A 22,934-nucleotide genomic window follows, 5' to 3' on the forward strand; every position below is an offset into this window, starting at 1 on the left:
ACTGGCTTGCAGGACGTCGTCCGTCTCCGCGCCAGATGACATGGATGAGGAATGGTCCGGGCTTCGGCTGCGTGCGAGGCTTATGGTCCCAGGGGATAATCACGACCCGCAGTCCGGGGCTTACCGGCGGGTTCAGATGGAGGTTTACATGCGCAAAGCAACTTTGTTCGCCGGACTGATCGCCGGGTTCAGCACGCTGGCTCTCAACGCGGCCCAGGCCGTCGAGATCGAATACTGGCAGTATGTGTTCGACACCCGCGTCAAGGCGATGGACCAGCTGATCGAGAATTTCGAGAAGGCCAATCCCGACATCACCGTCAAGCAGACGACTTTCCCCTATGCCGATTACCAGACGCGCGTGATCGCAGCGAAGATGGGCGGCCAGGGCCCCGACGTGATGCAGCTGTTCTACGGCTGGCTCGACAAGTTCGTCGCCGGGGGCCTGTTGCAGCCGCTGCCGGCCGACGCTTTCCCGCACGACAAGATCGAAAGCGACTTCTTCCCGATCGTCAGCGCCATGAAGCGCGGCGACGACTATTACGGCCTGCCGACGGCGGTTCGCTCGCTGGCCCTGTTCTACAACAAGAAGCTGTTCACCGAAGCCGGCCTCGACCCGGCGAACCCGCCCAAGACGCTCGACGAATTCGTCGCTGCGGCTGAAAAGCTGACCAAGCGCGACGCCAGCGGCAACCTGATCGTTGCCGGTTCGACCCTCGACATGGGCGGCCAGGACCACCAGTGGTGGCGTGAAGTGCTGGTGCGCCAGTTCGGCGGCGAGCCCTACACCGACAACGACCGCAAGGTGGCCTACAACACCGAGGCCGGTGAAAAGGCACTCAAGTTCTACACTGATCTGCAGACCGAAAAGAAGATCGGCCAGGTCGGCTTCATGGACGAAGGCCAGGCGGCGTTCCGTGCCGGCATGGCAGGCATGACCATCGACGGCACCTTCCGCCTCGGCGCCTTCAAGTCGATCGAGGGCTTCGAATGGGGCGTGACCGAGCTGCCGGCCAATGCCGAGGGCGTGCGCTCGAACTATGCCAGTTACTTCGCCAACGGCATCAGCGCCACCACCAGCGGCGAGAAGCTCGAGGCATCGAAGAAGTTCCTCGCCTACATCTCCTCGCCCGAAGCCATGGACGTCTGGCTGAAGACCGTCGGCGAACTGCCGGCGCGCCGCACGGCCGCAATGACCGAAGGCAACCTTGCAGACCCGATCTATGGTCCGTTCCTCAAGGGCCTCGAATACGCCCGCACCACGATGTTCGTGGACGAAGCCGCCCAGCGCCAGAACACCATCGACATGGCCAACCGCATCCTGCTCGAAGGCCAGTCGGTGAAGGATTCGCTGGCGCAGGGCGCTGCTGCCGAGCAGGCGATCATCGACGCTGCGGCTCCCAAGTAAGGCAAGGGCTTGATGTCTGTGACAGCGGATCGACAGGGGGCGGCACCGAGCCGCCCCGGCGGGACCTTCTGGAATCGTCGTTCCATGCGGACGAAGCGGCTGGTCTGGGTGTGGAGTTTCCTCGCCCTGCCCATCCTGTTCTATTCGGTCATCCGCTTCTATCCGACAATCGAGGCCTTCTGGCTCTCGTTGACGAACTGGGACCTGCTCAAGCCGCCGCAGTTCATCGGCCTTGCCAACTACGAGAAGCTGTTCGCCGACCCGCAATTCTGGAAGGTGTTCAAGAACACCTTCGCCTATCTCGTCGTCGGCACGCCGATCAGCCTGCTGCTGTCGTTCGTGATCGCCTATCACCTCGACCGCGTGCGCTTCATGCACGGGCTGATCCGAGGGCTCTATTTCCTGCCCTACCTGACCACGGCAGCCGCCATGGCCTGGGTGTGGCGTTGGTTCTACCAGCCGGCGCCGATCGGCGTGATCAACAACGCCCTCGGCACCATCGGTATTCCGCAACAACCCTTCATCCGCTCGGTCGACCAGGCCTTGCCGTCGATCATGGTGACCGCGATCTGGGCCGGCCTCGGCTTCCAGATCATCATCTTCATGGCCGGCCTGCGCTCGATCCCCAACACCTTCTATGAGGCCGCACGCATCGACGGGCTCGGCGAATGGGCGATCCTGCGCAAGATCACGCTGCCGCTGCTCAAGCCGACCACCGTGTTCCTCGTCGTGTTCTCGTCGATCGGCTTCCTGCGCATTTTCGACCAGGTCTACAACATGACCACCAACGATCCGGGCGGCCCGCTCGGCTCGACCAAGCCGCTGGTGCTGATGATCTACCAGACGGCGTTTTCGTCCTACGCGATGGGCTATGCCGCGGCACAGACGGTGGTTCTGTTTACGATCCTGCTTTGCGTATCGCTGCTGCAGCTGTGGATCCTGAGGGAAAAGAAATGAGCGCCGTTACCCAGACCCCGGCGCTTTCCCACGCCAATCTCCGCCCCGGACGCATCGTCGTCTGGACGCTCTTGTTCATCGGCGGCCTGATCATGGTGACGCCGCTGGCCTTCATGTTTTCGACGTCGCTGAAGACGGCGGGACAGGTCTACGACCTCAAGCTGATCCCCTCGGCGCCGACGCTGCAGAACTACATCGCCATCCTCGCCGACGGGCGCTTCATGCGATGGTTCATGAACTCGATGATCGTCGCCGTCGCGGTCACGCTGTCGAACGTCTTCTTCGACAGTCTCGTCGGCTACACGCTGGCGAAGTTCGAATTCCGCGGCCGCTACTTCATCTTCCTCGCCATCCTGTCGACGCTGATGATCCCGACCGAGATGCTGGTCATCCCGTGGTACCTGATGTCGAGCAAGCTCGGCTGGCTGGACAGCTACTGGGGCATCATGTTCCCGGGCATGATGACGGCCTTCGGCACCTTCCTGATGAAGCAATTCTTCGAGGGCGTGCCCAACGACTTCCTCGAAGCCGCGCGCGTCGACGGGCTGAACGAATTCCAGATCTTCTGGAAGGTGGCGATGCCGCTGGTGACGCCGGCGCTGTCGGCGCTCGCCATCTTCACCTTCCTCGGCAATTGGACCGCCTTCTTCTGGCCGCTGATCGTGACCACCAGCCGCGAGCTCTACACGCTGCCGGTCGGGCTATCGAGCTTCGCAGTGGAACAGTCCATCCAGTGGGAAATGATCATGACCGGTGCGGCAATCGCCACTTTGCCGACGCTGATCGTCTTCATCGTCCTGCAGCGCTACATCGTCCGCGGCGTCATGCTGGCAGGGCTCAAAGGATAAGACATGCCTGAACTGAACCCCAAGCTCGCCGACAAGAGCGTGTTCCCCGACCCCGTCTACAAGGAGACGGTACTGCGGCCACTGTTCGACGGCGCCAAGACCCACCATGTCGAGGGCTTCCGCGCCATCGACCGGGCGCATCTGGTGATGCTGACCGAAACCGGCATCCTCGACACCAAGCAGGCGTCGGCGATTGCCAGGGCATTGGAAGCCATCGACCGCGAGGTCGACCCATCGACTCTCGAATACACCGGCGAGGTCGAGGATTTCTTCTTCCTGATCGAAAAGGAGCTGAAGGCGCGCCTCGGCCCTGATGTGGCCGGCCGCCTGCACACGTCGCGCTCGCGCAACGACATCGACCACACGCTGTTCAAGCTCGGGCTCAAGCAGCGCATCGACGCGCTGATGGCCAAGGCACGACACCTGCTGTCGGCGATGATCGACACCGCCGAGCGCGAGAAGGCGACGCTGGTCGTTGCCTACACCCACGGCCAGCCGGCGCAGCCCTCGACCTTCGGCCACTACCTGTCGGCAGCCATCGAAGTGCTGATCCGCGACATCGAGCGCTTCGAGGAGGCGCGAAAGATCGTCGACCTATCGCCGATGGGTGCTGCGGCCATCACCACCTCGGGCTTCCCGATCGACCGTCAGCGCGTCGCCGAACTGCTCGGCTTCGCCGCTCCCTTGCGCAATTCCTACAGCTGCATTGCGGCGTCCGACTACATCACCTCGACCTACTCGGCGATCGAGCTGATGTTCCTGCATCTCGGCCGGCTGATCCAGGACTTCCAGTTCTGGACCGCCTTCGAGGTCGGGCAGATCTACGTGCCCAACGCCTTCGTGCAGATCTCGTCGATCATGCCGCAGAAGCGCAACCCGGTGCCGATCGAGCATATGCGGCTGCTCGCCAGCCAGACAATGGGCCGCGCCCGCACGGTGCTCAACGTCATCCACAACACGCCGTTCACCGACATGAACGACAGCGAGGGCGAAACCCAGTCGATGGGCTACGAGGCATTCACGGCCGCCGACCGCGTGCTCGACCTGCTGGCGGCATTCGTCGCTGCGATCAAGATCGACCCGGAGCGGGTCGCCGAAAACATCCGCCGCTCCTGCATCACCATCACCGAGCTGGCCGACTCGCTGGTGCGCATCGAAGGCCTGTCCTTCCGTGAGGCGCACGAGATCGCCGCGACCGTCGCCAAGGCGGTTGTGGCCGCCGGCGGCGGGCTCGCCAAGGACGGCTATGGCCCGTTCCTCGATGCCTTCAGGCATTCGACCGGGCGCGAACCGTCTTTCGGTCGCGACAAGTTCGAGGAGATCGTCTCGCCGGAACATTTCGTCGCCGTGCGCGACCGCTTCGGCGGCCCGGCACCGGCGCCGATGGCCGAGGCGCTTGGCGTCTACAGGGACAAGGCTGCCGCCTTCGAGGCGAAGGCCAAGGACAATGCCGGGCACGAGGCGAAAGCCGCGAAAGAACTCGGCGAAAAATTCAAGGCACTGGCAGGGGCGCGCTGATGGCGACGATCGAACTCGAAAAGCTGGTCAAGCGCTACGGCAAGGCAGAAGTCGTCCGCGGCATCGACCTTGATATCGCCGACGGCGAATTCGTCGTCTTCGTCGGCCCGTCAGGCTGCGGCAAGTCGACGACCTTGCGCATGATCGCCGGCCTAGAAGACATCTCAGGCGGCACGCTGAAGATCGGCGGCGAGGTGGTCAACGAGCGCGAGCCCAAGCAGCGCAACATCGCCATGGTGTTCCAGAACTACGCCATCTATCCGCATTTGACCGTGCGCCAAAACATCGGCTTCGGGCTCTACACTTCGAAGCTGTCCAAGGCGGAGAAGGACCAGCGGATCGAAGAAGCAGGCCGCATCTTGGGCCTCGAGAAATATCTCGACCGGCGGCCTGCCGCACTCTCCGGCGGCCAGCGCCAGCGCGTCGCCATCGGCCGCGCCATGGTGCGCAACCCCTCGGCCTTCCTGTTCGACGAGCCGTTGTCCAATCTCGACGCCCAGTTGCGCGCCCAGATGCGCATCGAGATCAAGCGGCTGCACCAGAAGCTCAAGACGACGACGGTCTATGTCACCCACGACCAGGTCGAGGCGATGACCATGGCCGACCGCATCGTAGTCATGCGCGACGGCCACATCCTGCAGGTCGGCACGCCGACCGACCTCTACGAAAATCCGGTCGACGTGTTCACCGCGCGCTTCATCGGCAGCCCGTCGATGAACCTGGTGCCGGGCCGCAACAACGGCAAGGGTGTCGAGCCCTCCGCCGGCGGCGACGTGCTGATCGGCGTGCGCCCGCACGAGCTGACCGCAGCCGTCGAAAAGGCCGATGGCGGGCTGGAGCTCACCGGAACGGTGACCGCGGTCGAACCGCTCGGACCGGAAACGCTGGTGCATCTCGATGTCGACGGAAACGCCGTCATCGCCACCGCGCCGGGCAAGTTCATCCCGGAGACGGGCAGCACGCTGACCTGCCGCGCGGCGCCCGGCAGCCTCTATCTCTTCGACGCCAAGACCGAAAAGAGCCTCGGCCGCCGGTAGCGGCCTTGGCATCGCCTCGACGGTTGCGGTTACGCGCGGTCGTCGGCGGCAAACATCGGCCCGCCCTTGTGGGCGGGGAAACCGTAGCCGTTGATCATCACCAGGTCGATGTCGCTCGAACGTGTAGCGATGCCTTCCGAAAGAAGGGCCGCACCTTCGTCGGACATCGCCTTGAGCAATCGAGTGAAGATTTCCTCCGCCGAGAAGTGGCGTGGTTCAATGTCCTTGGCCGCGCGCGCGGCCTCGATAAGCGCCGTAACTTCCGGAACGACCATACGCTCGCCACTCGCATAGTCGTACCAGCCGCGGCCGGCCTTGCGGCCGAAACGCCCGGCTTCACATAGCTTGTCGGCGATCTCGACATACCGCGCCTTGGGATCGCGGGTCGCAGCCTGGCGCTTGCGCCGCGCCCAGGCGATTTCCAACCCTGCCATGTCGTAGACGGCGAAGATGCCCATCGGAAATCCATAGGCTTCGAGCGCGGCATCGATCTCGTGCGGGGCAGCGCCATCCTCGACCATGAATTCCGCCTCGCGGCGGTAGGCGGAAAAGATGCGGTTGCCGATGAAGCCTTCCGTCACGCCGCAGACGATGGGCAGCTTGCCTAGCCGCTTGGCGAAGGCGAGTGCGCTGGCCAGCACATCGGGCGAAGTCGCCTTGCAGTCGACGATTTCGACCAGCCGCATGATATTGGCCGGCGAGAAGAAGTGCAGGCCGACAACGCGTTCGGGATGCGCCGTTGCAGCCGCAATCTCGTCGGGGTTCAGGTAGCTGGTGTTGGTGGCGAGGATGGCGTCCGGTCTGACGATACCGTCGAGCCGCTGGAACAGCTCGGTCTTGACAGTGAGATCGTCGAACACTGCCTCGATGACGAGATCGGCCGCGGCGAGTTGGCCGGCATCGGCGGTGACCGCAAGCCGGGCAAGGCAATCGTCCCGGCCCGCAGCCGCCAGACGCCCTGATTGAACCGACTTGTCGAGGGTGCCTGCGATACGCTCGCGCCCCTTGTCGGCGGCCTCATGCGTCTGCTCGACGCCGATGACGCGATAGCCAACGGTAAGTGCAGCAACAGCGATGCCGGCGCCCATCAGGCCGGTACCGACGATGCCGACTGTCTCCATCTTGCGGGCTGCGATGCCGTCGAGCTTGTCGACCTTGCCTGCCTGCCGTTCGGCGAAGAACACATGGCGAAGCGCTGCCGCCTCCGTGGAATCGCGCAGCCGCAAGAACGTCGCGCGCTCGTCGGCGAGGCCCTGTTTCAGATCGACCTGAGCGGCCGTCTTGACGAGGCGAACGGCCTCGGCGGGCGCAGTCTGCCCGCGCGACTTGGACAGCACCTTTTTCGCCACTGCTTCGACGGCAGCCTGTTCGGTGGCCGGCACGTCGAGCAAGCCTGTCCGCCGCAGTGGCTCTCCAGCGAGGTCATGGACGAGGCTGAGGGCGGCGTCGAGATGATCAGCGGCCACACCGTCGACGAGGCCGAGCGAAAGCGCTTCAGCGGCCTTGATCATGCGGCCGCTGCCGATCAGGTCGATGGCGGCGATTGTGCCGATCAGGCGGGGCAGGCGCATCGTGCCGCCGGCGCCCGGCACGATGCCCAGCTTGACCTCGGGCATGCCGAAACTCGCCATATCGCTGGCGATGCGGCCATGGCAGGCGAGCGCGAGCTCGCAGCCGCCGCCAAGTGCGGCACCATTGACCGCGGCGACGATGGGCTTGTCGCAGCTTTCGACGCGCTCGATGACCTCCGGCAGGGTCGGCTCGACCGGAGGCTTACCGAACTCCTTGATGTCGGCGCCGCCGACGAAGGTGCGGCCAGCGCCCGTGACGACCATGCCGACCACGAGACCCAGCAATGCGCCATGGTCGAGCGCCTCGACCAAACCCTGGCGGACATGCGCCGAGATGGCGTTGACCGGCGGATTGTCGATGGTGACGACAAGCACGCCGTCCTGGATCGTGCCCGTGACGCTTTCCGAAAACCGCATCGCGCTCATCGGGCCTTACTCGGGAATGACGGCGGTGGCCTGGATCTCGATCTTGGCGCGGTCCTCGACCAGCGCCACGACCTGCATGGCGGCCATGGCCGGGAAATGACGGCCGATGACATCGCGATAGGCCTGGCCGAGACCGCGCAGGTTCTCGGTGTATTCCTTCTTGTCGGTGAAATACCAGGTCATCGTGGTGATGTGTCGCGGCTCGGCGCCGCCGGCCTTCAGCACGGCGACGACGTTTTCCAGCGTCTGGCGCACCTGGCCGACGAAATCGTCGGTTTCGAATTCGCAATTTCCGTTCCAGCCGATCTGGCCACCGACGAAGACCGTGCGACCGGTGGCTGCAACGCCATTGGAGTAGCCGATCGGCTTGGCCCAGCCCTCGGGCTGCAGGATCTCATGCATCTGATGTCTCCAGACATTTTTCGAGCGCGGCGCGGAGGTCATCCGGCCAGGCAAGCGATTTGTGGGTGTCGAGCGAGGTCGCGACCACGCTGTGGCGAGCGCTCCAAAGCAAGGTGCCGCCGGCCGTGATCCTGTGTTCGAGATCGAGCGACGAACGGCCGACGCGGCGGACGAAAAGCGCGAAGTCGAGGGTGTCACCATGGAAGCCCGGATGGACGAAGGTCAGGTCGAGCCTGACCGTCGGCGTGCCGATGCGGCGCTCGCCGACGAGCTGTTTCCACGGCGCGCCAACTGAGCCGAAGAACTCCTCGAGAACACCGACGAGGATGTTCAGGTAGGACGGGAAATAAGCGATGCCGGAGGGATCGCAGTCCCCGAAACGCAACGGCCGGCTGGTGCGGAAGGGCATGGCAGCGCTCCCTATCTTGCGGCCTTCATCAGCTCGCGGCCGATGATCAGTTTCTGCACCTCAGTGGCGCCTTCATAAATGCGCAGCGCGCGGATCTCGCGATAGAGCCGCTCGGTGATCTCGCCGACACGCACGCCGCGTCCGCCGAACATCTGCAGCGCCTGGTCGATGACCCACTGGGCGTTTTCCGTCGCCGTCAGCTTGGCCATGGCCGCTTCCCGCGTGATCGGCAGCTTCTGCACGTCGCGGCGCCAGGCAGTGCGCACGGTGAGCAGCGAGGCGGCGTCGATGGCGGTCGCCATCTCGCCCAGCGTGCTCTGTGCCGTCGGCAGGTCGGCGAGCGTCGCCCCGAACATCTTTCGCGACTTGGCGTGGGCCACGGCCTCGTCGAGCGCGCGGCGGGCAAAGCCGAGTGCTGCGGCGGCAACCGACGGGCGAAAGATGTCGAGCGTGCGCATGGCAATCTTGAAGCCTTCGCCCGGCTCGCCCAGAAGCTGGGATGCCGGGATGCGGCAATTGTCGAAACGGACACGCGCCAGCGGATGCGGCGCGATCGTCTCGATGCGTTCTACGATGGAGAAGCCCGGGTTGTCGGCAAAGACGACGAAGGCCGAGATGCCGCGCGTGCCGGGCGCCTCGCCGGTGCGGGCAAAGACCGTGTAGACATCGGCGATGCCGCCATTGGAGATGAAGATCTTCTCGCCGTCGAGCACGTACTCGTCGCCGTCGCGGCGGGCGGCGGTAGCCATCGCCGCAACGTCGGAGCCGGCTTCCGGCTCCGTCAGCGCAAACGCCGAGATCAACTCGCCACGGGCGACCTTCGGCAGGATGGCTTGCTTGAGCTCGTCCGATCCGGACAGGCTGATCGCACCGGTACCGAGCCCCTGCATGGCGAAAGCGAAATCGGCGAGACCGTCGGCATAGGCCAGCGTCTCCCGGATCAGGCACAGCGAGCGGCTCTCGATTTCTTCGGATACGCCGCCGAATGCCGCCGGCACGCAGTTGCGCAGGATGCCCGCATCCCCCAGCACTTTCACCAGCTTCTTGCAGGCGCCATCGGCGTCCGCATGGTCGATTTCGCCGAGCCCGCCTCGGGCGATGAAGCCGTCAAGCTCGGCCGCAAGCGCGCGGTGGCTCTCGGCGAAGAACGGCCAGTCGAGATGGTCGCGGGCCGGCGCGCCGACCGGCATGAGGTGCGCGGCCATGGCTCAGTTCCCCTTGAATTCAGGTCTGGACTTGGCGGCGAAGGCCTCGAAGGCGCGGCGGAAGTCGCCCGTCGCCATGCAGATCGCTTGCGCCTGAGCCTCGGATTCGATCAACTGGTCGATGCCCATCGCCCATTCCTGGTCGAGCATCTTCTTGGTCATGGTGTGGGCGAACCACGGGCCGTCGGCGATGTCGCGGGCGAATTTCTGCGCAGCGCCCAGCAAGGCAGGGCGCTCGTGCAACGCGTTGTAGAAGCCCCAGGCATGGCCCTCGGAGGCGGTCATGACGCGGCCGGTGAACAGGAGTTCGGCAGCGCGGCCCTGGCCGATGATGCGCGGAAGGATGCCACAGGCGCCCATGTCCGCGCCGGCGAGGCCGACGCGATTGAACAGGAAGGCGGTCTTGGCTTCGGGCGTGGCGACGCGATAGTCGGACGACATGGCGAGGATGGCGCCGGCGCCGGCGCAGATGCCGTCGACGGCAGCGATGACCGGCTGCGGGCAGGCGCGGATCTGGCGCACCAGGTCGCCGGTCATGCGGGTGAAGTCGATGAGGTCAGGCATCGACATCTTGGTCAGCGGCTCGATGATATCGAAGACGTCGCCGCCCGAGGAGAAGTTGTTTTCCGCACCTGTCAGCACGACGGCGCGGACATCGCTGGCGCGACCGAGCGCACGAAACAGGTCGGTAAGTTCCTCGTAGCTTTCGAAGGTCAGCGGGTTCTTCTTCTCGGGACGATTGAGCGTGACGGTGGCGACGCGGCCGTCGGCATCGGTCTCGAACAGGAAGTGCTCCGCCTGGTGCCCCTGGAACGGACGCTTCTTGTCCTGCATCGGGTTGGTCATCGTCATCCTCCCAGAACTTCGCCGCCGGCGACCGGGATCGCCTGGCCTGTGATTGCCGTTGCCCTTTCCGAGGCGAGCCACAGCACGGTGTCGGCTACTTCCTCAGGCGTGACGAGGCGTCCCTGCGGGTTCGCACGGGCAAGGCTTGCCCGGGCCTCGTCGGCCGTGCGGCCGGTCTTGCCGGTGATGGTTTCGACCGCGCCGTCGAGCAGCGGCGTGTCGGTGAAGCCGGGGCAGACGGCGTTCACGGTCACGTCGGTGCGAGCGAGTTCCAGCGCCAACGCCCGGGTCATACCGACCACGCCATGCTTGGAGGCGCAGTAGGCGGAGACGTAAGGGTAGCCGGTGAGGCCGGCGGTGCTGGCGACATTGACGATGCGACCCTTGCCCGCCCGCTTGACCGAGGCGAGTGCAACCTGGGTGACGAGGAACGTGCCGGTCAGGTTGATGCCGATCACCCGGCTCCACATGGCAAGGTCGGTCTTGTCGAATGGTGCTGACGGCGCTTCGCCGGCAGAATTGACCAGCACGGCGATGTCGCCGGCCTGAGCAATCGCCTTGGCGATACCTGTCTCGACCGACTGCGCGTCGGTGACGTCGAAGCCATCAAGTACAAAGACTTCGCCACCAGCGGCGGCGATCTCGGCACGCAGGGCCTCGAGCGGCGCAACACGCCGGCCGCAGAGGCTGACGCGATGGCCGTTGCTCGCCAGCGCAAAGGCGATGGCGCGGCCGATACCGCTGCCGGCACCGGTGACGAGGGCGTGGCGCCCGTTCTTGCTCTGATTGCTCATGCCTTGCCCGTGGGCGCTGCAGCCGCTGCGCGTGCAAGGTTGTTTTCGTATTGCGCACGAGCCGTCCGGTACTGCTTCGGCCAGGCCTGCTCGGCGTAGCCGATCTTCGCCGCCTCATGCATGACGAATGACGGGTCGGCGAGATGCGGACGAGCGACGGCGCAAAGGTCGGCGCGGCCGGCAGCGATGATCGAGTTGGCGTGGTCGGCTTCCGAGATCGCGCCCACCGCGATGGTCGGCACCTGGATCTCGTTGCGGATCTTGTCGGAGAAGGGCGTCTGGAACAGGCGGCCATAGACCGGCTGTTCTTCCTTCACCACCTGGCCCGACGAACAGTCAATCATGTCGGCGCCGACGTCCTTGAACATCTTCGCAAAGATAGCGGCATCGTCCGGCGTGTTGCCACCCTCGTACCAGTCGTGGGTGGAGAGGCGCACCGAAATCGGCCGGTCCTCCGGCCAGACGGCGCGGATCGCGTTGAACACCTCAAGCGGATAGCGGGCGCGGTTCTCGTGGCTGCCGCCATACTCGTCGTCACGCAAATTGGTCAGCGGCGACAGGAAGGACGACAGCAGATAGCCGTGGGCGGCGTGCAGTTCGAGGATATCGAAGCCGAGGTCGCGCGCACGCTCCGTGGCGCTGACGAAGTCGGCGGTCACCCGGTCCATGTCCTCGCGGGTCATTTCGCGCGGCATGTCGGAATGCTTGAGATAGGGCAGGGCGGAGGCCGAGATCAGCGGCCAGCCGCCTTCCGTCACCGGCTGGTCGATGCCTTCCCAGGCAACCTTTGTCGCCCCCTTGCGGCCGGCATGGCCAATCTGGATGCCGATCTTGGCCGGTGTCTGATGGTGGACGAAATCGATCATGCGCTTGAAGGCCTGCGCCTGCTCGTCGTTCCACAGGCCGAGGCAACCGGGCGTGATGCGCGCGTCGGGCGACACACAGGTCATCTCGGGGAAGACGAGTGCCGCACCGCCCATGGCGCGCGAGCCGATATGGACGAGATGGAAGTCGTCGGGCAGGCCGTCGGTCGCCGAATACATCGCCATCGGCGACATGACGATGCGGTTCTTCAAAGTCATCCCGCGAATGCTGAAGGGCGTGAACATCGGTGGCGGTACCGAGCCGTTGGGCGCGGGGCTGACGCCGGCGCGCTCGGCGAACCAGCGCTCGTAACCTTCGAGCCAGTCCTTGTCGCGCAGGCGCAAGTTTTCATGGCTGATGCGCTGCGAGCGGGTCAGCATCGAATACATGAACTGCTCGGGTTCCAAAGTGTCGGCATAGCGCGTGCCTACGACCTCGAACCACTCCATGGCGTTGCGCGCCGCATTCTGGATGCGGGCGACATCGACGCGACGCACGTCCTCATAGGCTTCGAGCACAGCCGGGATGCTGGCCTTGTCGTGGCCGATGAGGTCGAACTGACGCGTCAGTTCAATGGCGTCGTCAATGGCAAGCTTGGTGCCCGAGCCGATGGCGAAGTGTGCCGTATGCGCGCTGTCGCCCATCAACACGACATGGCTTGCGCCGTTGAAGTGGCTCCACTTGTCGCAGATCAGGCGGCCGAAATTCAGCCAGGCCGAGCCGCGCAGGTGGCGCGCATTGGTCATCAGCCTGTGGCCTTCGAGCGTGCCAGCAAACAGCTTTTCGCAGAAGGCGATCGACTGGTCCTGGTCCATCTCGTCGATGCCGTGTGCCTGGAACACGTCGTCGGTGGTCTCAACGATGAAGGTCGAGGTGTTGTCGTCGAAGCGGTAGATATGGGCCTGGAACCAGCCATGCTCGGTGCGCTGGAAATCGAAGGTGAAGGCGTCGAAGCGCTTGTCGGTACCGAGCCAGATGTAGCGGTTGGGCCGCATCACCATGTCGGGCTTGAAGACGTCGGCATATTTGTGCCGGATGCGCGAATTGACGCCGTCGGAGGAAATGATCAGGTCGGCGTCCGGAAAATCCTGGTCGCCCTGGACGTCGGTTTCGAACACCAGCTCCACGCCGAGTTCGAGGCAACGCTCCTGCAGGATGTTGAGCATCTTCTTGCGGCCGATGCCGACGAAGCCGTGGCCGGTGGTGCGGATCTTGCGACCCTTGAACACCAGCTCGATGTCGTCCCAGTGGTTGAAGGCAACCTCGATGGTCTCAGCCGTCTGGGGGTCCCACTGGCGCATCGACTGCATGGTGGCGTCGGAGAACACCACGCCCCAGCCGAAGGTGTCGAAGGGGCGATTGCGCTCGACGACGGTGACCTGGTGCGCAGGGTGCTGCTTCTTCATCAGCAATGCGAAATAGAGACCGGCCGGCCCGCCACCGATACAGACAATGCGCATGCCGTTCTCCTCCGAAGGTGATGCAGCCGCCAGGACAGGGCTCGCCCGACCTTGACCGTACCGGCACCATGGACTCGTTTCAGAGAAACTTCAAGCTTAAAGTTATTTTCGCGATGGGCACTTCAGCCCGTCGTCAGTGATGAGTGCGGTGAAGACTACAGGGGATAGCGCGCGTAGCTGGGGTCAGCTCCCCTTGCCGAGCGACGCGACGATGGAGCGCTTGAGCTTGGCGAGTTCGTCGAGCAGGACCGCACCGTCCTTCGGGGCAAGGCCGCCAAACAGGTCGGCGATCCAGTCGGCATGCGCCGAGGCCATCTTTTCAAACTCGGCGCGGCCGAAGGGGGTCAGCGCGATGATCTGGACGCGCCGGTCGGTCGGCGAGGTCGTGCGGCTGATATGGCCGCTTTCGGCCAGCCGCTCGACCAGCACGGTGATGTTGCCGGGCGACACCATCATGCGCTTGGACACCTCACCGAGCACCATGCCTTCACTGGCGCGCTCGAGCTGGGCCATCAGGTCGAAGCGGGGCAGGGTGGAATCGAATTCCTCACGCAGCCGGCGCCGCACCTCGGTCTCTATCAGGGTCGAACAGGTGAGCAGCCTGAGCCACAGCCGCAACTCGGCGCCATGGTCGCCGGGTGCTTCGAGAACCTTGGTCTCGCCGTCGACCCATCCGGTGGCGTTCGTCGTTTCTTTGCGCTCGTCCATCTTCAGCCCGGTCTTTCCCAACCTCGCAGACCGGGGAAGCAGGCCGGTCCGAACAGGCTTTGTAGTGCCGTTTCGCCGGTTCGTACAAGCTTGAAAGATTTAGGGCGCGGGAATATAGCCGCCGAGCACCGTGGCATAGGCCGCGGCGTCGATGTTGCCGCCCGACACGACGCAGACGACATTGCCCCTGGCGTGCTCGCTTGACAGCGCGGCAGCCAGAGAGGCCGCACCCGCGCCCTCGGCGACGACCTTGGCCTTGGCGAACAGGAGGCGCATCGCCTCGGTCACCTGCTCCAGGCTGACGGTGATCGCGCCGTCGATCAATTCGCGCGCCACCGGCCAGAGTTGAGGCACCAGCGAAGGCCCGCCGATGCTCTTTATGAAGGAGGGGCGCGTTTCGATCTCGACGATGCGGCCGGCAGCAAGCGCCGCCGTCACTGGCGCCGCGTTCTCGTCCTCGACGGCGAAGATTTTTGCCTGCGGCCGCAGAGCCTTGACGGCACTGGCGACGCCTGAGGTCATGCTGCCGCCGCCATAGGGAGTGAGCACCACGTCGACTTCGGGCAGGTCTCCCAGAATTTCCATGCCGATCGAGCCATTGCCGGAAAGCACGGCCTGGTCGGTCACCGGATTGATCAGCAATTCGGGAAAGTCGGGCTGTTCTGCACCGATGATGTACTGCCACCAGGTGTCCATCGAGATAAAACGCACCTCGCCGCCGAGCCGCCGCACCCCGTCAATCTTGGTCTGTGGCGCACCTTGGTACATGTAGGCGGCCATCGGCACACCAAGTCTGTTCGCCGCCCAGGCCATGCCGTAGGCCATGTTGCCCGAACTGACCGTGGCGACACCATTGCGCAAGACGTCGGCGTCGCGCGACAGCAGAGCATTGAGCGCCGGGCGAAGTTTGAACGCGCCGATCGGCGACAGCGTTTCGAGCTTGAGGAATATCTGGCGGTCCGGCAGGCCGAGATCGAGACGCATCATGGGCGTGCGCGCCATGTGGGGTGCCAGCCGCAAGCGCGCCGCGGCAATCTCGTCCAGCGTCGGGCGATGCGGCGCGCTCATTCGGCTGCCGTAGGCGATTTCACGCGGCCGGTGCGTGCAGCCAGTTTGCCTCCGCTGCCGTCTTCGGTATGGACATAGACATGCAGCGTATAGCCGATGTGGTCGATCATCAGCTTCTTGGCCCGCTCGACGTCGCGGTCGAGTGCCGCCTCCATCAGTGCCGTATGGTGCTCGATCGCCATGGCCTCGCGCAAGGCCGCGACCGCCGCCTCGTAGCCGTTCTTCTGGCCGGCAGCAGCCTTCATCGTCGGCGACAGACCGAGGAAGCGGTGGTGGCGGCGCAACTGGTCCGAAACTGTCGAGCGGAAGCGCAACAGCCAGTTCGATGTCGCCGCGCTCAGTAATGCGGTGTGAAAGGCCTCGTGCTTTTCGTCCCATTCGTCGACCGCCTCGTCGGAGGGGTCGTCGGGTGCGATCTTGCAGCGGGAGAGCCGGTAATGCGCCGTGACAACGGCTGCTTCCCAGTCGGCGTCGCCCTTGTCCATGGATTCGAGCAACAGCGGAATTTCGACCACCATCCGGGCACGGGCAAGGTCTTCGAGTTCGCCGCGCGAAACAGGCGCAACGGCAAAACCGCGATTGGAAATCGCCGTCACCAGGCGCTCGGCCTCCAGCCGCGACAGCGCCTCCCGCAGCGGCGTCCAGCCGACACCGTAGGTGTTGCGAAGCACGCTTAGCTTGAGCGGCGCACCCGGCATCAGGCGCGTGGTCAGGATATCGCGACGCAGCAGCCGGTAGGCCGCTTCCGTCTTGGTGGAGTGCTCGTCATCCTGCATCGCTATCCATCCGCGAGACCGCTTGACTCGAAAAATTATATATCATGGGAGCAGCTGGCAAGAATTATATATAATGTTGACAGGCGCGCTGCGACTGCGCATGATCTTGTCCATGCCGCCGTTCAGTGAGCGGCGCCTTGTTAATCTGGGAGGAATAGATGAGAAACCTGAAGTCCGGCCTGCTGTCGGGCCTGTTCGTGGCCGGCGCTCTCGCCGCCAGCCTCGGTGCTGCCATTGCCGATCCGATCAAGATCGGCATCGCCAATTTCGGCGAGCATCCGCAGCTCAACGCCTCGATCGCCGGCTTCAAGCAGGCGCTGTCGGAGAACGGCTTTGTCGAAGGCAAGGACGTCGTCTACACCGAGAGCCACACCAATTTCGACGCCTCGCTGGTGCCGCAGATGATCGCCAAGCTTCAGGCCGAACAGCCGAAGCTGATCTACACCGTCACCACCCCGGTCTCGCAGATCGCCAAGAAGGCGCTCGCCGGCTCCGGCATTTCGGTCGTCTTCTCGGCCGTCACCGACCCCGTCGCCGCCAAGCTCGTTCCGTCGTGGGATGCGGGCGACGAAGGCATGACCGGTGCCACCGACCTGCAGGACATGGCAGCCGTCATGGAATTCACCAAGAAGCTGCTGCCGAATGCCAAGCGCTTCGGCGTGCCCTACAATCCGGGTGAGGCAAACGACGTCGCCCTGCTCGAAAAGATCAAGGAAGTGGCACCCGCTGCCGGCTTCGAGGTCGTCGCAGTCGGCGTCGACAACGTCAACGACATCCAGCAGCGCATCGCCTCCTTCGCCGGCAAGGCCGACGTGATCTACACGCCTGCATCGAACCTGCTCCAGCCGGCGGTTGCCGCCGTGTCGGCCGCAGCGCGCCAGGCCGGCATCCCGATCGTCAACTCCGACGATGGCGCAGTCCGCAACGGCGTGGTGCCGGCAAGCTTTGCCGTGAACTACACCCAGGTCGGCATGAACGCCGGCAAGATCGCTGCCGAGATCCTCAAGGGTGCAGATCCCAAGACCATCGCACCGTCGCGCCCGGCCTATGCCGACCACGCCCCGACGATCTCCAAGAAGGCGATGGCGGCGTTCGGCATCGAGATCCCCGAGACGCTGGCCGATTGCGGCTGCATCGTCGACTGACATAGCACTTCGTCAAAACAGGCGGCGGCGTCCTTGGCGCCGTCGCCTTTTTCGGGAGGGACGGATGCTCGAAATCCGATCTGCACGTAAAGTTTTCTACAAGGGCCAGGCCGACGAAAAGGTCGCGCTGGACAGCCTCAGCCTGAAGCTCGCCACCGGCGAGTTCGGTGTCGTCATCGGCTCCAACGGCGCCGGCAAGAGCAGCATGCTGAACGCCATATCAGGCGCGCTGGTGCTCGATTCCGGCCAGGTCATCATCAACGGCGACGATGTGACGGCCATGCCCGTCCACAAGCGCGCCATGCGGCTTGCACGCGTCTTCCAGGACCCGATGAAGGGCACCGCCGCCTCGATGACGGTCGCAGAGAACATGCTGCTCGCCGATCTGCGCAGCCAGAAGCGCACCTTGCGCCAGGGCCTCAATGCGACCCGCCTTGCCACCTACAAGGAACGTCTTTCGCTCCTCGGTCTCGGCCTCGAAAACCGCCTCGACACCCGCGTCGAGCTGCTTTCGGGCGGCCAGCGCCAGTCGCTGTCACTGATCATGGCGGTCGGCGGCTCACCCGACCTCTTGCTGCTCGACGAACATACGGCCGCGCTCGACCCGCGCACCGCCGACATCGTCATGCAGGCGACCGTTCGCGCCGTCGATGCGTTGAAGCTCACCACGCTGATGGTGACCCACAACATGCAGCACGCCGTCGATTTCGGCCACAGCGTGATCATGCTCGACGCCGGCAAGCTCCGGCTCGAAATCTCCGGCGAGGAAAAAGCCAAGGTGACGGTTGTCGACCTGATCGGCCATTTCTCCGTGAAAACCGACCGCATGCTGCTGGCGAGTTGATCATCATGGACCTTATCCAGAACATCTTTTCGAGCTTCGTCGCGCTCGTCCCCGTCACCCTGGCGCAGAGCCTGATCCTGGCATTCGTCGTGCTCGGCATCATGATCCCGTTCCGCACGCTCAACTTCCCCGACCTCACCAGCGAGGGCGCCTTTCCGCTGGGCGGCTGCGTCTGCGGTGTGCTGCTGGCCGGCGGCGCTTCGCCGCTGACGGCGATTGCGGTTGCCGTCATCGCCGGCTTCCTCGCCGGCTGCTGCACCGCCTTCATCCATTTGCGCTTCCGCATCCACACGCTGCTCGCCGGCATCCTGATGATGACGATGCTCTACAGCATCAACCTGCGCATCATGGGCAAGTCGAACCTCTCGGTCTTCGGTTCGCCCAGCGTGTTCGACTGGGCGCCATATCTGCAACCCGGTTTCCCGGCGAGCAAGATCGTCATTGCGGGCCTGATCGGCGCTGCCGTCTTCATCCTGCTCAACATGTTCTTCAAGACGGAGAAGGGCACTGCAATCCGCGCCGTCGGGGCCAACTCCGACATGGCCGAGGCCCAGGGCATCAATGTCTGGGTCGCCACCATCGGCGGCGTCGGCCTCGCCAGCGCCTTCTCGGCAACGAGCGGCGCCTTGATGGTGCAGTCGCAAGGTTTTGCCGACGTCAATATGGGCCTCGGCATCCTGATCAACGGCCTTGCGGCACTGATGATCGGCGAAGCCATCGTCGGCAAGCAGACCGTGCTGCGCCAACTCGCCGCCCCGTTCGTCGGCGCGGTCGTCTATTACCAGTTGGTGTCGTTCTGCCTTGCCGCCGGCATGCCGCCCCCCGATCTCAAGCTCGCCACCGGCCTGTTCGTGCTCGCCATGCTTGCACTGCCGAGCCTCAAGCGCAGCCGCGGGTCGGCGCCCGCACGCGAAACCATTCGCGAATAATCGAGGATAGGCCGCATCATGAGTGGAATTCCTGATTTCGTCGCGATCGAGGCGATGGATGCAGCCGATGTGCTGCGTCCGATGCGTGATCGTTTCGTGCTGCCCGAGGGGATGATCTATCTCGACGGCAATTCGCTGGGCGTGGCATCACCTGCGGCTTTCAACGAGCTTGCCGAGGCCGCCAAACAGGAGTGGGGCCAGGACCTCATCCGCAGCTGGAACAAGGCCGGCTGGTTCGACATGCCAGTCGAACTGGGCGACCAGATCGGCTGCCTCGTCGGCGCCGCACCAGGCCAGACGGTCGTCTGCGACACGACTTCGATCAACATCTACAAGGCGCTGCATGCGGCGATGGGGCTCCGGTCCGAGCGTTCGGTGATCGTCGCCGAGGGCGGCAGTTTCCCCACCGACCTCTACATGGCCGAGGGCGTCGCCTCGACACGAGCCGGCGCCGTGCTCAGGCTCGAGGGCGTCGACGCGCCGTCGATCGAAGAGCTGATCGACGAAAGCGTGGCCGTCGTCCTGGTCAATCACGTCAATTACAAGTCGGGCGAACTGCGCGACATGGCGGCGTTGACGAAGAAAGCCCATGAGGCTGGTGCACTGATCGTCTGGGACCTCTGCCACACCGCCGGCGCACTGCCGGTCGATCTCGACGGTTCGAACGCCGACTTCGCCGTCGGCTGTACCTACAAGTACCTGAATGGCGGTCCCGGCGCGCCGGCCTTCATCTACGTCGCCAAGCGACATCTGGCGGAAGCGCGCCAGCCGCTCAGCGGCTGGTGGGGGCATGCCAGGCCTTTTGCCTTCGAGCAGAGCTACGCCGCCGATGCCGGCATTCGCCGCTTCCAGTGCGGCACCCAGCCGATCCTGTCGCTGCGGGCGCTGAAAGGCGCGCTCGACATCTGGAACGACGTCGACATGCAAGCGCTGCGGGCCAAGAGCATCGCGCTCACTGACCTGTTCATCCAACTCGTCGAAGCGAAATGCGCCGGCTACGGTCTCGAGCTTGAAAGCCCGCGCGACGGCACAAGGCGCGGCAGCCAGGTCTCTTTCGCGCATGATAACGCCTACCAGATCATGCAGGCGCTGATCGAGCGCGGCGTCATCGGCGACTTCCGTGCGCCAGCCACGCTCCGCTTTGGCTTCACGCCACTCTATGTCGGCTTCAAGGATGTCTGGCAGGCCGTCGAGGTCCTCGAAGACATCCTGCGCACCGGTGCCTGGAAAGAAGCGCGTTTCGCCGTCAAGTCGGCGGTGACCTGAACGGCCAGAACCAAGAGATCAAGGAAAAGGGCGGCCGGGCCGCCCTTTTTCATACCCCGAGATAACGGTCCTGAAGTTCAGGCGTCAGCGCCTCGGGCGCGCCCGAAAAGACCGCCACGCCCTTTTCCAGGACGAAGCAGCGGTCGGCCACCGGCAGCAATTCGGACAAAGTCTTGTCGACGACCAGGATCGACTGGCCTTCAGCCTTGAGCTTGCGGATCGCCGCCCAGATATGCTGGCGGATGACCGGCGCCAGGCCCTCGGTCGCCTCGTCGAGGATGAGCAGGCTGGGATTAGTCATCAGCGCCCGGCCGATGGCCAGCATCTGCTGCTCGCCACCCGACAGCGTGTTGGCGTATTGGTCGCGGCGTTCGCCGAGACGCGGGAACAACTCCACCACCTTGTCGTAGGTCCACTCGCTGCCGCGGGCTGCGGCGACGAGATTTTCGAACACCGTGAGGTTGGGAAAGCAGCGCCGTCCCTCGGGCACCAGCCCGAGACCGAGACGCGCAATGCGGTGCGGCCGCATGCCGGCGACCTGGCGGCCGCCGAAGCTGATCGTGCCCGAGCGTGGTTTCGCCAGGCCAAGTATGGAATTGATCGTCGTCGTCTTACCCATGCCGTTGCGGCCCATCAGCGCCACGACTTCGCCCTCGCTGACGTCGAGCGTAACGCCGAACAGCGCCTGCGAAGCGCCGTAGAAGGTCTCGACGCCCTTGAGTTCAAGCAGGCTCACGCGGCTTCTCCGAGATAGGCCCGGCGGACTTCGGGGTCGTTGCGGATCACGTCCACCGTGCCGGTAGCGACGACGCGGCCATAGACGAGAACGGAGATGCGGTCGGCGAGCGCGAACACCGCATCCATGTCGTGTTCCACCAAAAGGATCGGCGCCTCGTGGCGTAGGCCGTCGAGAAATTTTGTCAGGCTTTTCGAGCCTTCCGGGCCCATGCCGGCCATAGGCTCGTCGAACAGGAAGGCTTTCGAGCCAAGCGCCAGCGCAATGGCTATTTCGAGCTGGCGGCGCTCGCCATGCGACAGCTCGGCGGCGGGCATGTGCGCACGCCCGGCCAGGCCGACGCGTTCCAACATCGCCATCGCCGGCTCGGTCAGCGTCGGATCGCCCATGACGGGGCGGAAGAAGCGGAAGCTCGAACCTTGCCGCGCCTGCACCGCCAGCATGACATTGCGCAGCGCTGAAAATTCCTGCACCAGCGACGATATCTGGAAACTGCGCCCAAGCCCCAGCCGGGCGCGTGCGGCCATGTCGAGCCCGGCCATGTCCTGGCCGAGGAAACGGATCGTGCCACTATTAGGCCTGATCGAGCCCGAAATCTGATGGATCAGCGTGCTCTTGCCCGCACCGTTGGGACCGATCAGCGCGTGGATCTCGCCCGGCATCAGCGTTAGGCTGACGCCGTCAGTCGCCTTCAGCGCGCCGAAGGTCTTGCGCAACTCCAGGATTTCGAGGACCGGCTCAGCCATGACGCGCCTTTCCTGCCAAAAGGCCGAGCAACCCGCCGCGCGCAAACAGCACGACACCGAGCAGGATAAGGCCGAGGAAGAACTGCCAGCGTTCGGTGATGCCACCAAGCGCGAATTCAAACAGAACATAGAGCATGGCGCCCGCGACCGGCCCGAACAGCCGGCCTTTGCCGCCGAGGATGATCAGCACGATCAGTTCGCCCGACATGTGCCATGACATCATCGACGGGCTGACGAACTTGTTGAGGTCGGCAAACAGCGCGCCGGCCACACCGGTGACCATCGCCGAGACGGCGAAGGCGACCAGCCTGATGTTGAACGGCGCGATGCCCACCGCAGACAGCCGCGTTGCATTCTGCCGGGCTGCCTGCAGAGCAGCGCCAAAGCGCGATCCGCGCAGCAGCCAGAACAGGCCCAGCGCTGTCATGAGCACGGCATAGCAGATCAGGAAGAAGGGCAGCGGCTGGGCGGCGTTGGCGCCGGGGAAGGCACTTCGGACGTAGATCGACAGCCCGTCCTCGCCGCCATAGGCCGGCCAGGAAATGGCGAAGTAGTAGATCATCTGCGCGAAGGCGAGCGTGATCATGATGAAATAGACGCCAGTCGTGCGCAGGCTGATCGCACCTATGGGCAAGGCGAGGAGCCCGCAAACCACCACCGTGACGAGCCAGATGATCGGCATCGAATCCGTGCCCGGGATGCCGGCGAAGAGCGGCACGCCGTCGAAGGCATGGGTCGCGAGGACGCCCGCCGCATATCCGCCAAGGCCGAAGAATGCGGCATGGCCGAACGAAACCAGCCCGCCAAGGCCGAGCGCGATGTTGAGGCCGACGGCGGCCAGCGCCAGCACAGCGATGCGCGTCGCAAGCGTGATGTAGAACGGTTCGCCCATGGCGGAGGCGCCGAGCGGGATCGCCAGCAGCAGCAGCGCCAGGAGAACGTTGACGATGGTTTCGCGTGTCATCAGGGATGCG

General features: G+C 64.5%; 22 protein-coding genes. 9 read left to right on the forward strand and 13 right to left on the reverse strand.

Annotated elements, in window-relative coordinates:
- Positions 1-148: 148 nt before the first annotated feature.
- The 5 genes from GGQ99_RS19940 to GGQ99_RS19960 are packed head-to-tail and all read left to right on the forward strand — an operon-like array spanning position 149 to position 5,765.
- Complete coding sequence (locus GGQ99_RS19940; protein WP_246389673.1) at positions 149-1,405, forward strand: sugar ABC transporter substrate-binding protein; 1,257 nt, start codon at positions 149-151, stop codon at positions 1,403-1,405.
- Between the two features lie 18 nt (positions 1,406-1,423).
- The gene (locus tag GGQ99_RS19945; protein WP_183264010.1) at positions 1,424-2,362 is read left to right on the forward strand and encodes an ABC transporter permease subunit; all 939 of its coding nucleotides are present in this window, start codon (positions 1,424-1,426) and stop codon (positions 2,360-2,362) included.
- Positions 2,359-3,210, forward strand: coding sequence for a carbohydrate ABC transporter permease (locus tag GGQ99_RS19950; RefSeq protein ID WP_108610344.1), 852 nt, complete (start codon positions 2,359-2,361; stop codon positions 3,208-3,210). The genes GGQ99_RS19945 and GGQ99_RS19950 overlap by 4 nt, the downstream gene beginning before the upstream one ends.
- 3 nt (positions 3,211-3,213) lie before the next feature.
- Positions 3,214-4,728 (forward strand): argininosuccinate lyase, encoded by a 1,515-nt coding sequence (gene argH, locus GGQ99_RS19955; protein WP_183263885.1) that lies wholly within the window; start codon positions 3,214-3,216, stop codon positions 4,726-4,728.
- A complete protein-coding gene (locus tag GGQ99_RS19960; RefSeq protein ID WP_183263886.1) occupies positions 4,728-5,765 on the forward strand; it encodes an ABC transporter ATP-binding protein in 1,038 nt (345 codons plus the stop codon). The genes argH and GGQ99_RS19960 overlap by 1 nt, the downstream gene beginning before the upstream one ends.
- Before the next feature lie 29 nt (positions 5,766-5,794).
- Here GGQ99_RS19960 and GGQ99_RS19965 read toward each other — a convergent pair whose 3' ends face one another.
- The 10 genes from GGQ99_RS19965 to GGQ99_RS20010 all read right to left on the reverse strand — a co-directional run bounded on the left by GGQ99_RS19965 (position 5,795) and on the right by GGQ99_RS20010 (position 16,294).
- Positions 5,795-7,762 carry a 3-hydroxyacyl-CoA dehydrogenase NAD-binding domain-containing protein gene (locus GGQ99_RS19965; RefSeq protein WP_183263887.1) on the reverse strand — a complete coding sequence of 656 codons (1,968 nt, stop codon included), beginning with the start codon at positions 7,760-7,762 and terminating at the stop codon, positions 5,795-5,797.
- Between the two features lie 6 nt (positions 7,763-7,768).
- Positions 7,769-8,164, reverse strand: coding sequence for a RidA family protein (locus GGQ99_RS19970; RefSeq protein ID WP_183263888.1), 396 nt, complete (start codon positions 8,162-8,164; stop codon positions 7,769-7,771).
- Positions 8,157-8,573: an acyl-CoA thioesterase gene (locus GGQ99_RS19975; RefSeq protein WP_183263889.1), complete on the reverse strand. Its 417-nt coding sequence runs from the start codon at positions 8,571-8,573 to the stop codon at positions 8,157-8,159. Before GGQ99_RS19975 ends, GGQ99_RS19970 begins: the two co-directional genes overlap by 8 nt.
- Before the next feature lie 11 nt (positions 8,574-8,584).
- Complete coding sequence (locus GGQ99_RS19980) at positions 8,585-9,778, reverse strand: acyl-CoA dehydrogenase family protein (protein WP_183263890.1); 1,194 nt, start codon at positions 9,776-9,778, stop codon at positions 8,585-8,587.
- A gap of 3 nt (positions 9,779-9,781) precedes the next feature.
- Complete coding sequence (locus GGQ99_RS19985) at positions 9,782-10,624, reverse strand: enoyl-CoA hydratase family protein (protein ID WP_425486836.1); 843 nt, start codon at positions 10,622-10,624, stop codon at positions 9,782-9,784.
- Between the two features lie 2 nt (positions 10,625-10,626).
- Positions 10,627-11,418 (reverse strand): SDR family NAD(P)-dependent oxidoreductase, encoded by a 792-nt coding sequence (locus GGQ99_RS19990; protein ID WP_183263892.1) that lies wholly within the window; start codon positions 11,416-11,418, stop codon positions 10,627-10,629.
- A complete protein-coding gene (locus GGQ99_RS19995) occupies positions 11,415-13,742 on the reverse strand; it encodes a bifunctional salicylyl-CoA 5-hydroxylase/oxidoreductase (RefSeq protein ID WP_183263893.1) in 2,328 nt (775 codons plus the stop codon). Before GGQ99_RS19995 ends, GGQ99_RS19990 begins: the two co-directional genes overlap by 4 nt.
- A gap of 183 nt (positions 13,743-13,925) precedes the next feature.
- On the reverse strand, positions 13,926-14,450 hold the full coding sequence (locus GGQ99_RS20000) for a MarR family winged helix-turn-helix transcriptional regulator (protein ID WP_183263894.1): 525 nt from the start codon (positions 14,448-14,450) through the stop codon (positions 13,926-13,928).
- A 99-nt stretch (positions 14,451-14,549) separates the two neighbouring features.
- Positions 14,550-15,518, reverse strand: a complete 969-nt coding sequence (locus GGQ99_RS20005) for a pyridoxal-phosphate dependent enzyme (protein WP_183263895.1) — start codon at positions 15,516-15,518, stop codon at positions 14,550-14,552.
- Complete coding sequence (locus GGQ99_RS20010; protein WP_183263896.1) at positions 15,515-16,294, reverse strand: GntR family transcriptional regulator; 780 nt, start codon at positions 16,292-16,294, stop codon at positions 15,515-15,517. Before GGQ99_RS20010 ends, GGQ99_RS20005 begins: the two co-directional genes overlap by 4 nt.
- A 158-nt stretch (positions 16,295-16,452) precedes the next feature.
- On the opposite strand from GGQ99_RS20010, the gene GGQ99_RS20015 reads away from it, so the two are divergent.
- From GGQ99_RS20015 to kynU, 4 genes are all read left to right on the forward strand, one after another.
- Positions 16,453-17,439, forward strand: a complete 987-nt coding sequence (locus tag GGQ99_RS20015; protein WP_108610332.1) for an ABC transporter substrate-binding protein — start codon at positions 16,453-16,455, stop codon at positions 17,437-17,439.
- 64 nt (positions 17,440-17,503) lie between these two features.
- On the forward strand, positions 17,504-18,283 hold the full coding sequence (locus GGQ99_RS20020; RefSeq protein ID WP_108610331.1) for an ABC transporter ATP-binding protein: 780 nt from the start codon (positions 17,504-17,506) through the stop codon (positions 18,281-18,283).
- Positions 18,284-18,288: 5 nt separating this feature from the next.
- On the forward strand, positions 18,289-19,212 hold the full coding sequence (locus tag GGQ99_RS20025; protein WP_183263897.1) for an ABC transporter permease: 924 nt from the start codon (positions 18,289-18,291) through the stop codon (positions 19,210-19,212).
- An 18-nt stretch (positions 19,213-19,230) separates the two neighbouring features.
- A complete protein-coding gene (kynU, locus tag GGQ99_RS20030; RefSeq protein WP_183263898.1) occupies positions 19,231-20,478 on the forward strand; it encodes a kynureninase in 1,248 nt (415 codons plus the stop codon).
- Positions 20,479-20,527: 49 nt separating this feature from the next.
- Here the strand turns inward: kynU and GGQ99_RS20035 are convergent, their stop codons facing one another.
- The 3 genes from GGQ99_RS20035 to GGQ99_RS20045 are packed head-to-tail and all read right to left on the reverse strand — an operon-like array spanning position 20,528 to position 22,924.
- The gene (locus tag GGQ99_RS20035) at positions 20,528-21,214 is read right to left on the reverse strand and encodes an ATP-binding cassette domain-containing protein (protein ID WP_183263899.1); all 687 of its coding nucleotides are present in this window, start codon (positions 21,212-21,214) and stop codon (positions 20,528-20,530) included.
- Positions 21,211-21,960 (reverse strand): ABC transporter ATP-binding protein, encoded by a 750-nt coding sequence (locus tag GGQ99_RS20040; RefSeq protein WP_183263900.1) that lies wholly within the window; start codon positions 21,958-21,960, stop codon positions 21,211-21,213. Before GGQ99_RS20040 ends, GGQ99_RS20035 begins: the two co-directional genes overlap by 4 nt.
- On the reverse strand, positions 21,953-22,924 hold the full coding sequence (locus tag GGQ99_RS20045; RefSeq protein ID WP_183264011.1) for a branched-chain amino acid ABC transporter permease: 972 nt from the start codon (positions 22,922-22,924) through the stop codon (positions 21,953-21,955). The genes GGQ99_RS20040 and GGQ99_RS20045 overlap by 8 nt, the downstream gene beginning before the upstream one ends.
- Positions 22,925-22,934 lie beyond the last annotated feature (10 nt).

Origin of the sequence: Aminobacter niigataensis, assembly GCF_014200015.1 — a bacterium.
Classification (GTDB): domain Bacteria; phylum Pseudomonadota; class Alphaproteobacteria; order Rhizobiales; family Rhizobiaceae; genus Aminobacter; species Aminobacter niigataensis.

Excerpts from the sequence above, each read along its gene's own strand:
- GGQ99_RS19940 (WP_246389673.1), top strand. The coding sequence starts at position 149 with ATGCGCAAAGCAACTTTGTTCGCCGGACTGATCGCCGGGTTCAGCACG.
- GGQ99_RS19950 (WP_108610344.1), top strand. The coding sequence starts at position 2,359 with ATGAGCGCCGTTACCCAGACCCCGGCGCTTTCCCACGCCAATCTCCGC.
- argH (WP_183263885.1), top strand. The coding sequence starts at position 3,214 with ATGCCTGAACTGAACCCCAAGCTCGCCGACAAGAGCGTGTTCCCCGAC.
- GGQ99_RS19960 (WP_183263886.1), top strand. The coding sequence starts at position 4,728 with ATGGCGACGATCGAACTCGAAAAGCTGGTCAAGCGCTACGGCAAGGCA.
- GGQ99_RS19965 (WP_183263887.1), bottom strand. The coding sequence starts at position 7,762 with ATGAGCGCGATGCGGTTTTCGGAAAGCGTCACGGGCACGATCCAGGAC.
- GGQ99_RS19970 (WP_183263888.1), bottom strand. The coding sequence starts at position 8,164 with ATGCATGAGATCCTGCAGCCCGAGGGCTGGGCCAAGCCGATCGGCTAC.
- GGQ99_RS19975 (WP_183263889.1), bottom strand. The coding sequence starts at position 8,573 with ATGCCCTTCCGCACCAGCCGGCCGTTGCGTTTCGGGGACTGCGATCCC.
- GGQ99_RS19980 (WP_183263890.1), bottom strand. The coding sequence starts at position 9,778 with ATGGCCGCGCACCTCATGCCGGTCGGCGCGCCGGCCCGCGACCATCTC.
- GGQ99_RS19985 (WP_425486836.1), bottom strand. The coding sequence starts at position 10,624 with ATGACCAACCCGATGCAGGACAAGAAGCGTCCGTTCCAGGGGCACCAG.
- GGQ99_RS19990 (WP_183263892.1), bottom strand. The coding sequence starts at position 11,418 with ATGAGCAATCAGAGCAAGAACGGGCGCCACGCCCTCGTCACCGGTGCC.
- GGQ99_RS19995 (WP_183263893.1), bottom strand. The coding sequence starts at position 13,742 with ATGCGCATTGTCTGTATCGGTGGCGGGCCGGCCGGTCTCTATTTCGCA.
- GGQ99_RS20000 (WP_183263894.1), bottom strand. The coding sequence starts at position 14,450 with ATGGACGAGCGCAAAGAAACGACGAACGCCACCGGATGGGTCGACGGC.
- GGQ99_RS20005 (WP_183263895.1), bottom strand. The coding sequence starts at position 15,518 with ATGAGCGCGCCGCATCGCCCGACGCTGGACGAGATTGCCGCGGCGCGC.
- GGQ99_RS20010 (WP_183263896.1), bottom strand. The coding sequence starts at position 16,294 with ATGCAGGATGACGAGCACTCCACCAAGACGGAAGCGGCCTACCGGCTG.
- GGQ99_RS20015 (WP_108610332.1), top strand. The coding sequence starts at position 16,453 with ATGAGAAACCTGAAGTCCGGCCTGCTGTCGGGCCTGTTCGTGGCCGGC.
- GGQ99_RS20020 (WP_108610331.1), top strand. The coding sequence starts at position 17,504 with ATGCTCGAAATCCGATCTGCACGTAAAGTTTTCTACAAGGGCCAGGCC.
- GGQ99_RS20025 (WP_183263897.1), top strand. The coding sequence starts at position 18,289 with ATGGACCTTATCCAGAACATCTTTTCGAGCTTCGTCGCGCTCGTCCCC.
- kynU (WP_183263898.1), top strand. The coding sequence starts at position 19,231 with ATGAGTGGAATTCCTGATTTCGTCGCGATCGAGGCGATGGATGCAGCC.
- GGQ99_RS20040 (WP_183263900.1), bottom strand. The coding sequence starts at position 21,960 with ATGGCTGAGCCGGTCCTCGAAATCCTGGAGTTGCGCAAGACCTTCGGC.
- GGQ99_RS20045 (WP_183264011.1), bottom strand. The coding sequence starts at position 22,924 with ATGACACGCGAAACCATCGTCAACGTTCTCCTGGCGCTGCTGCTGCTG.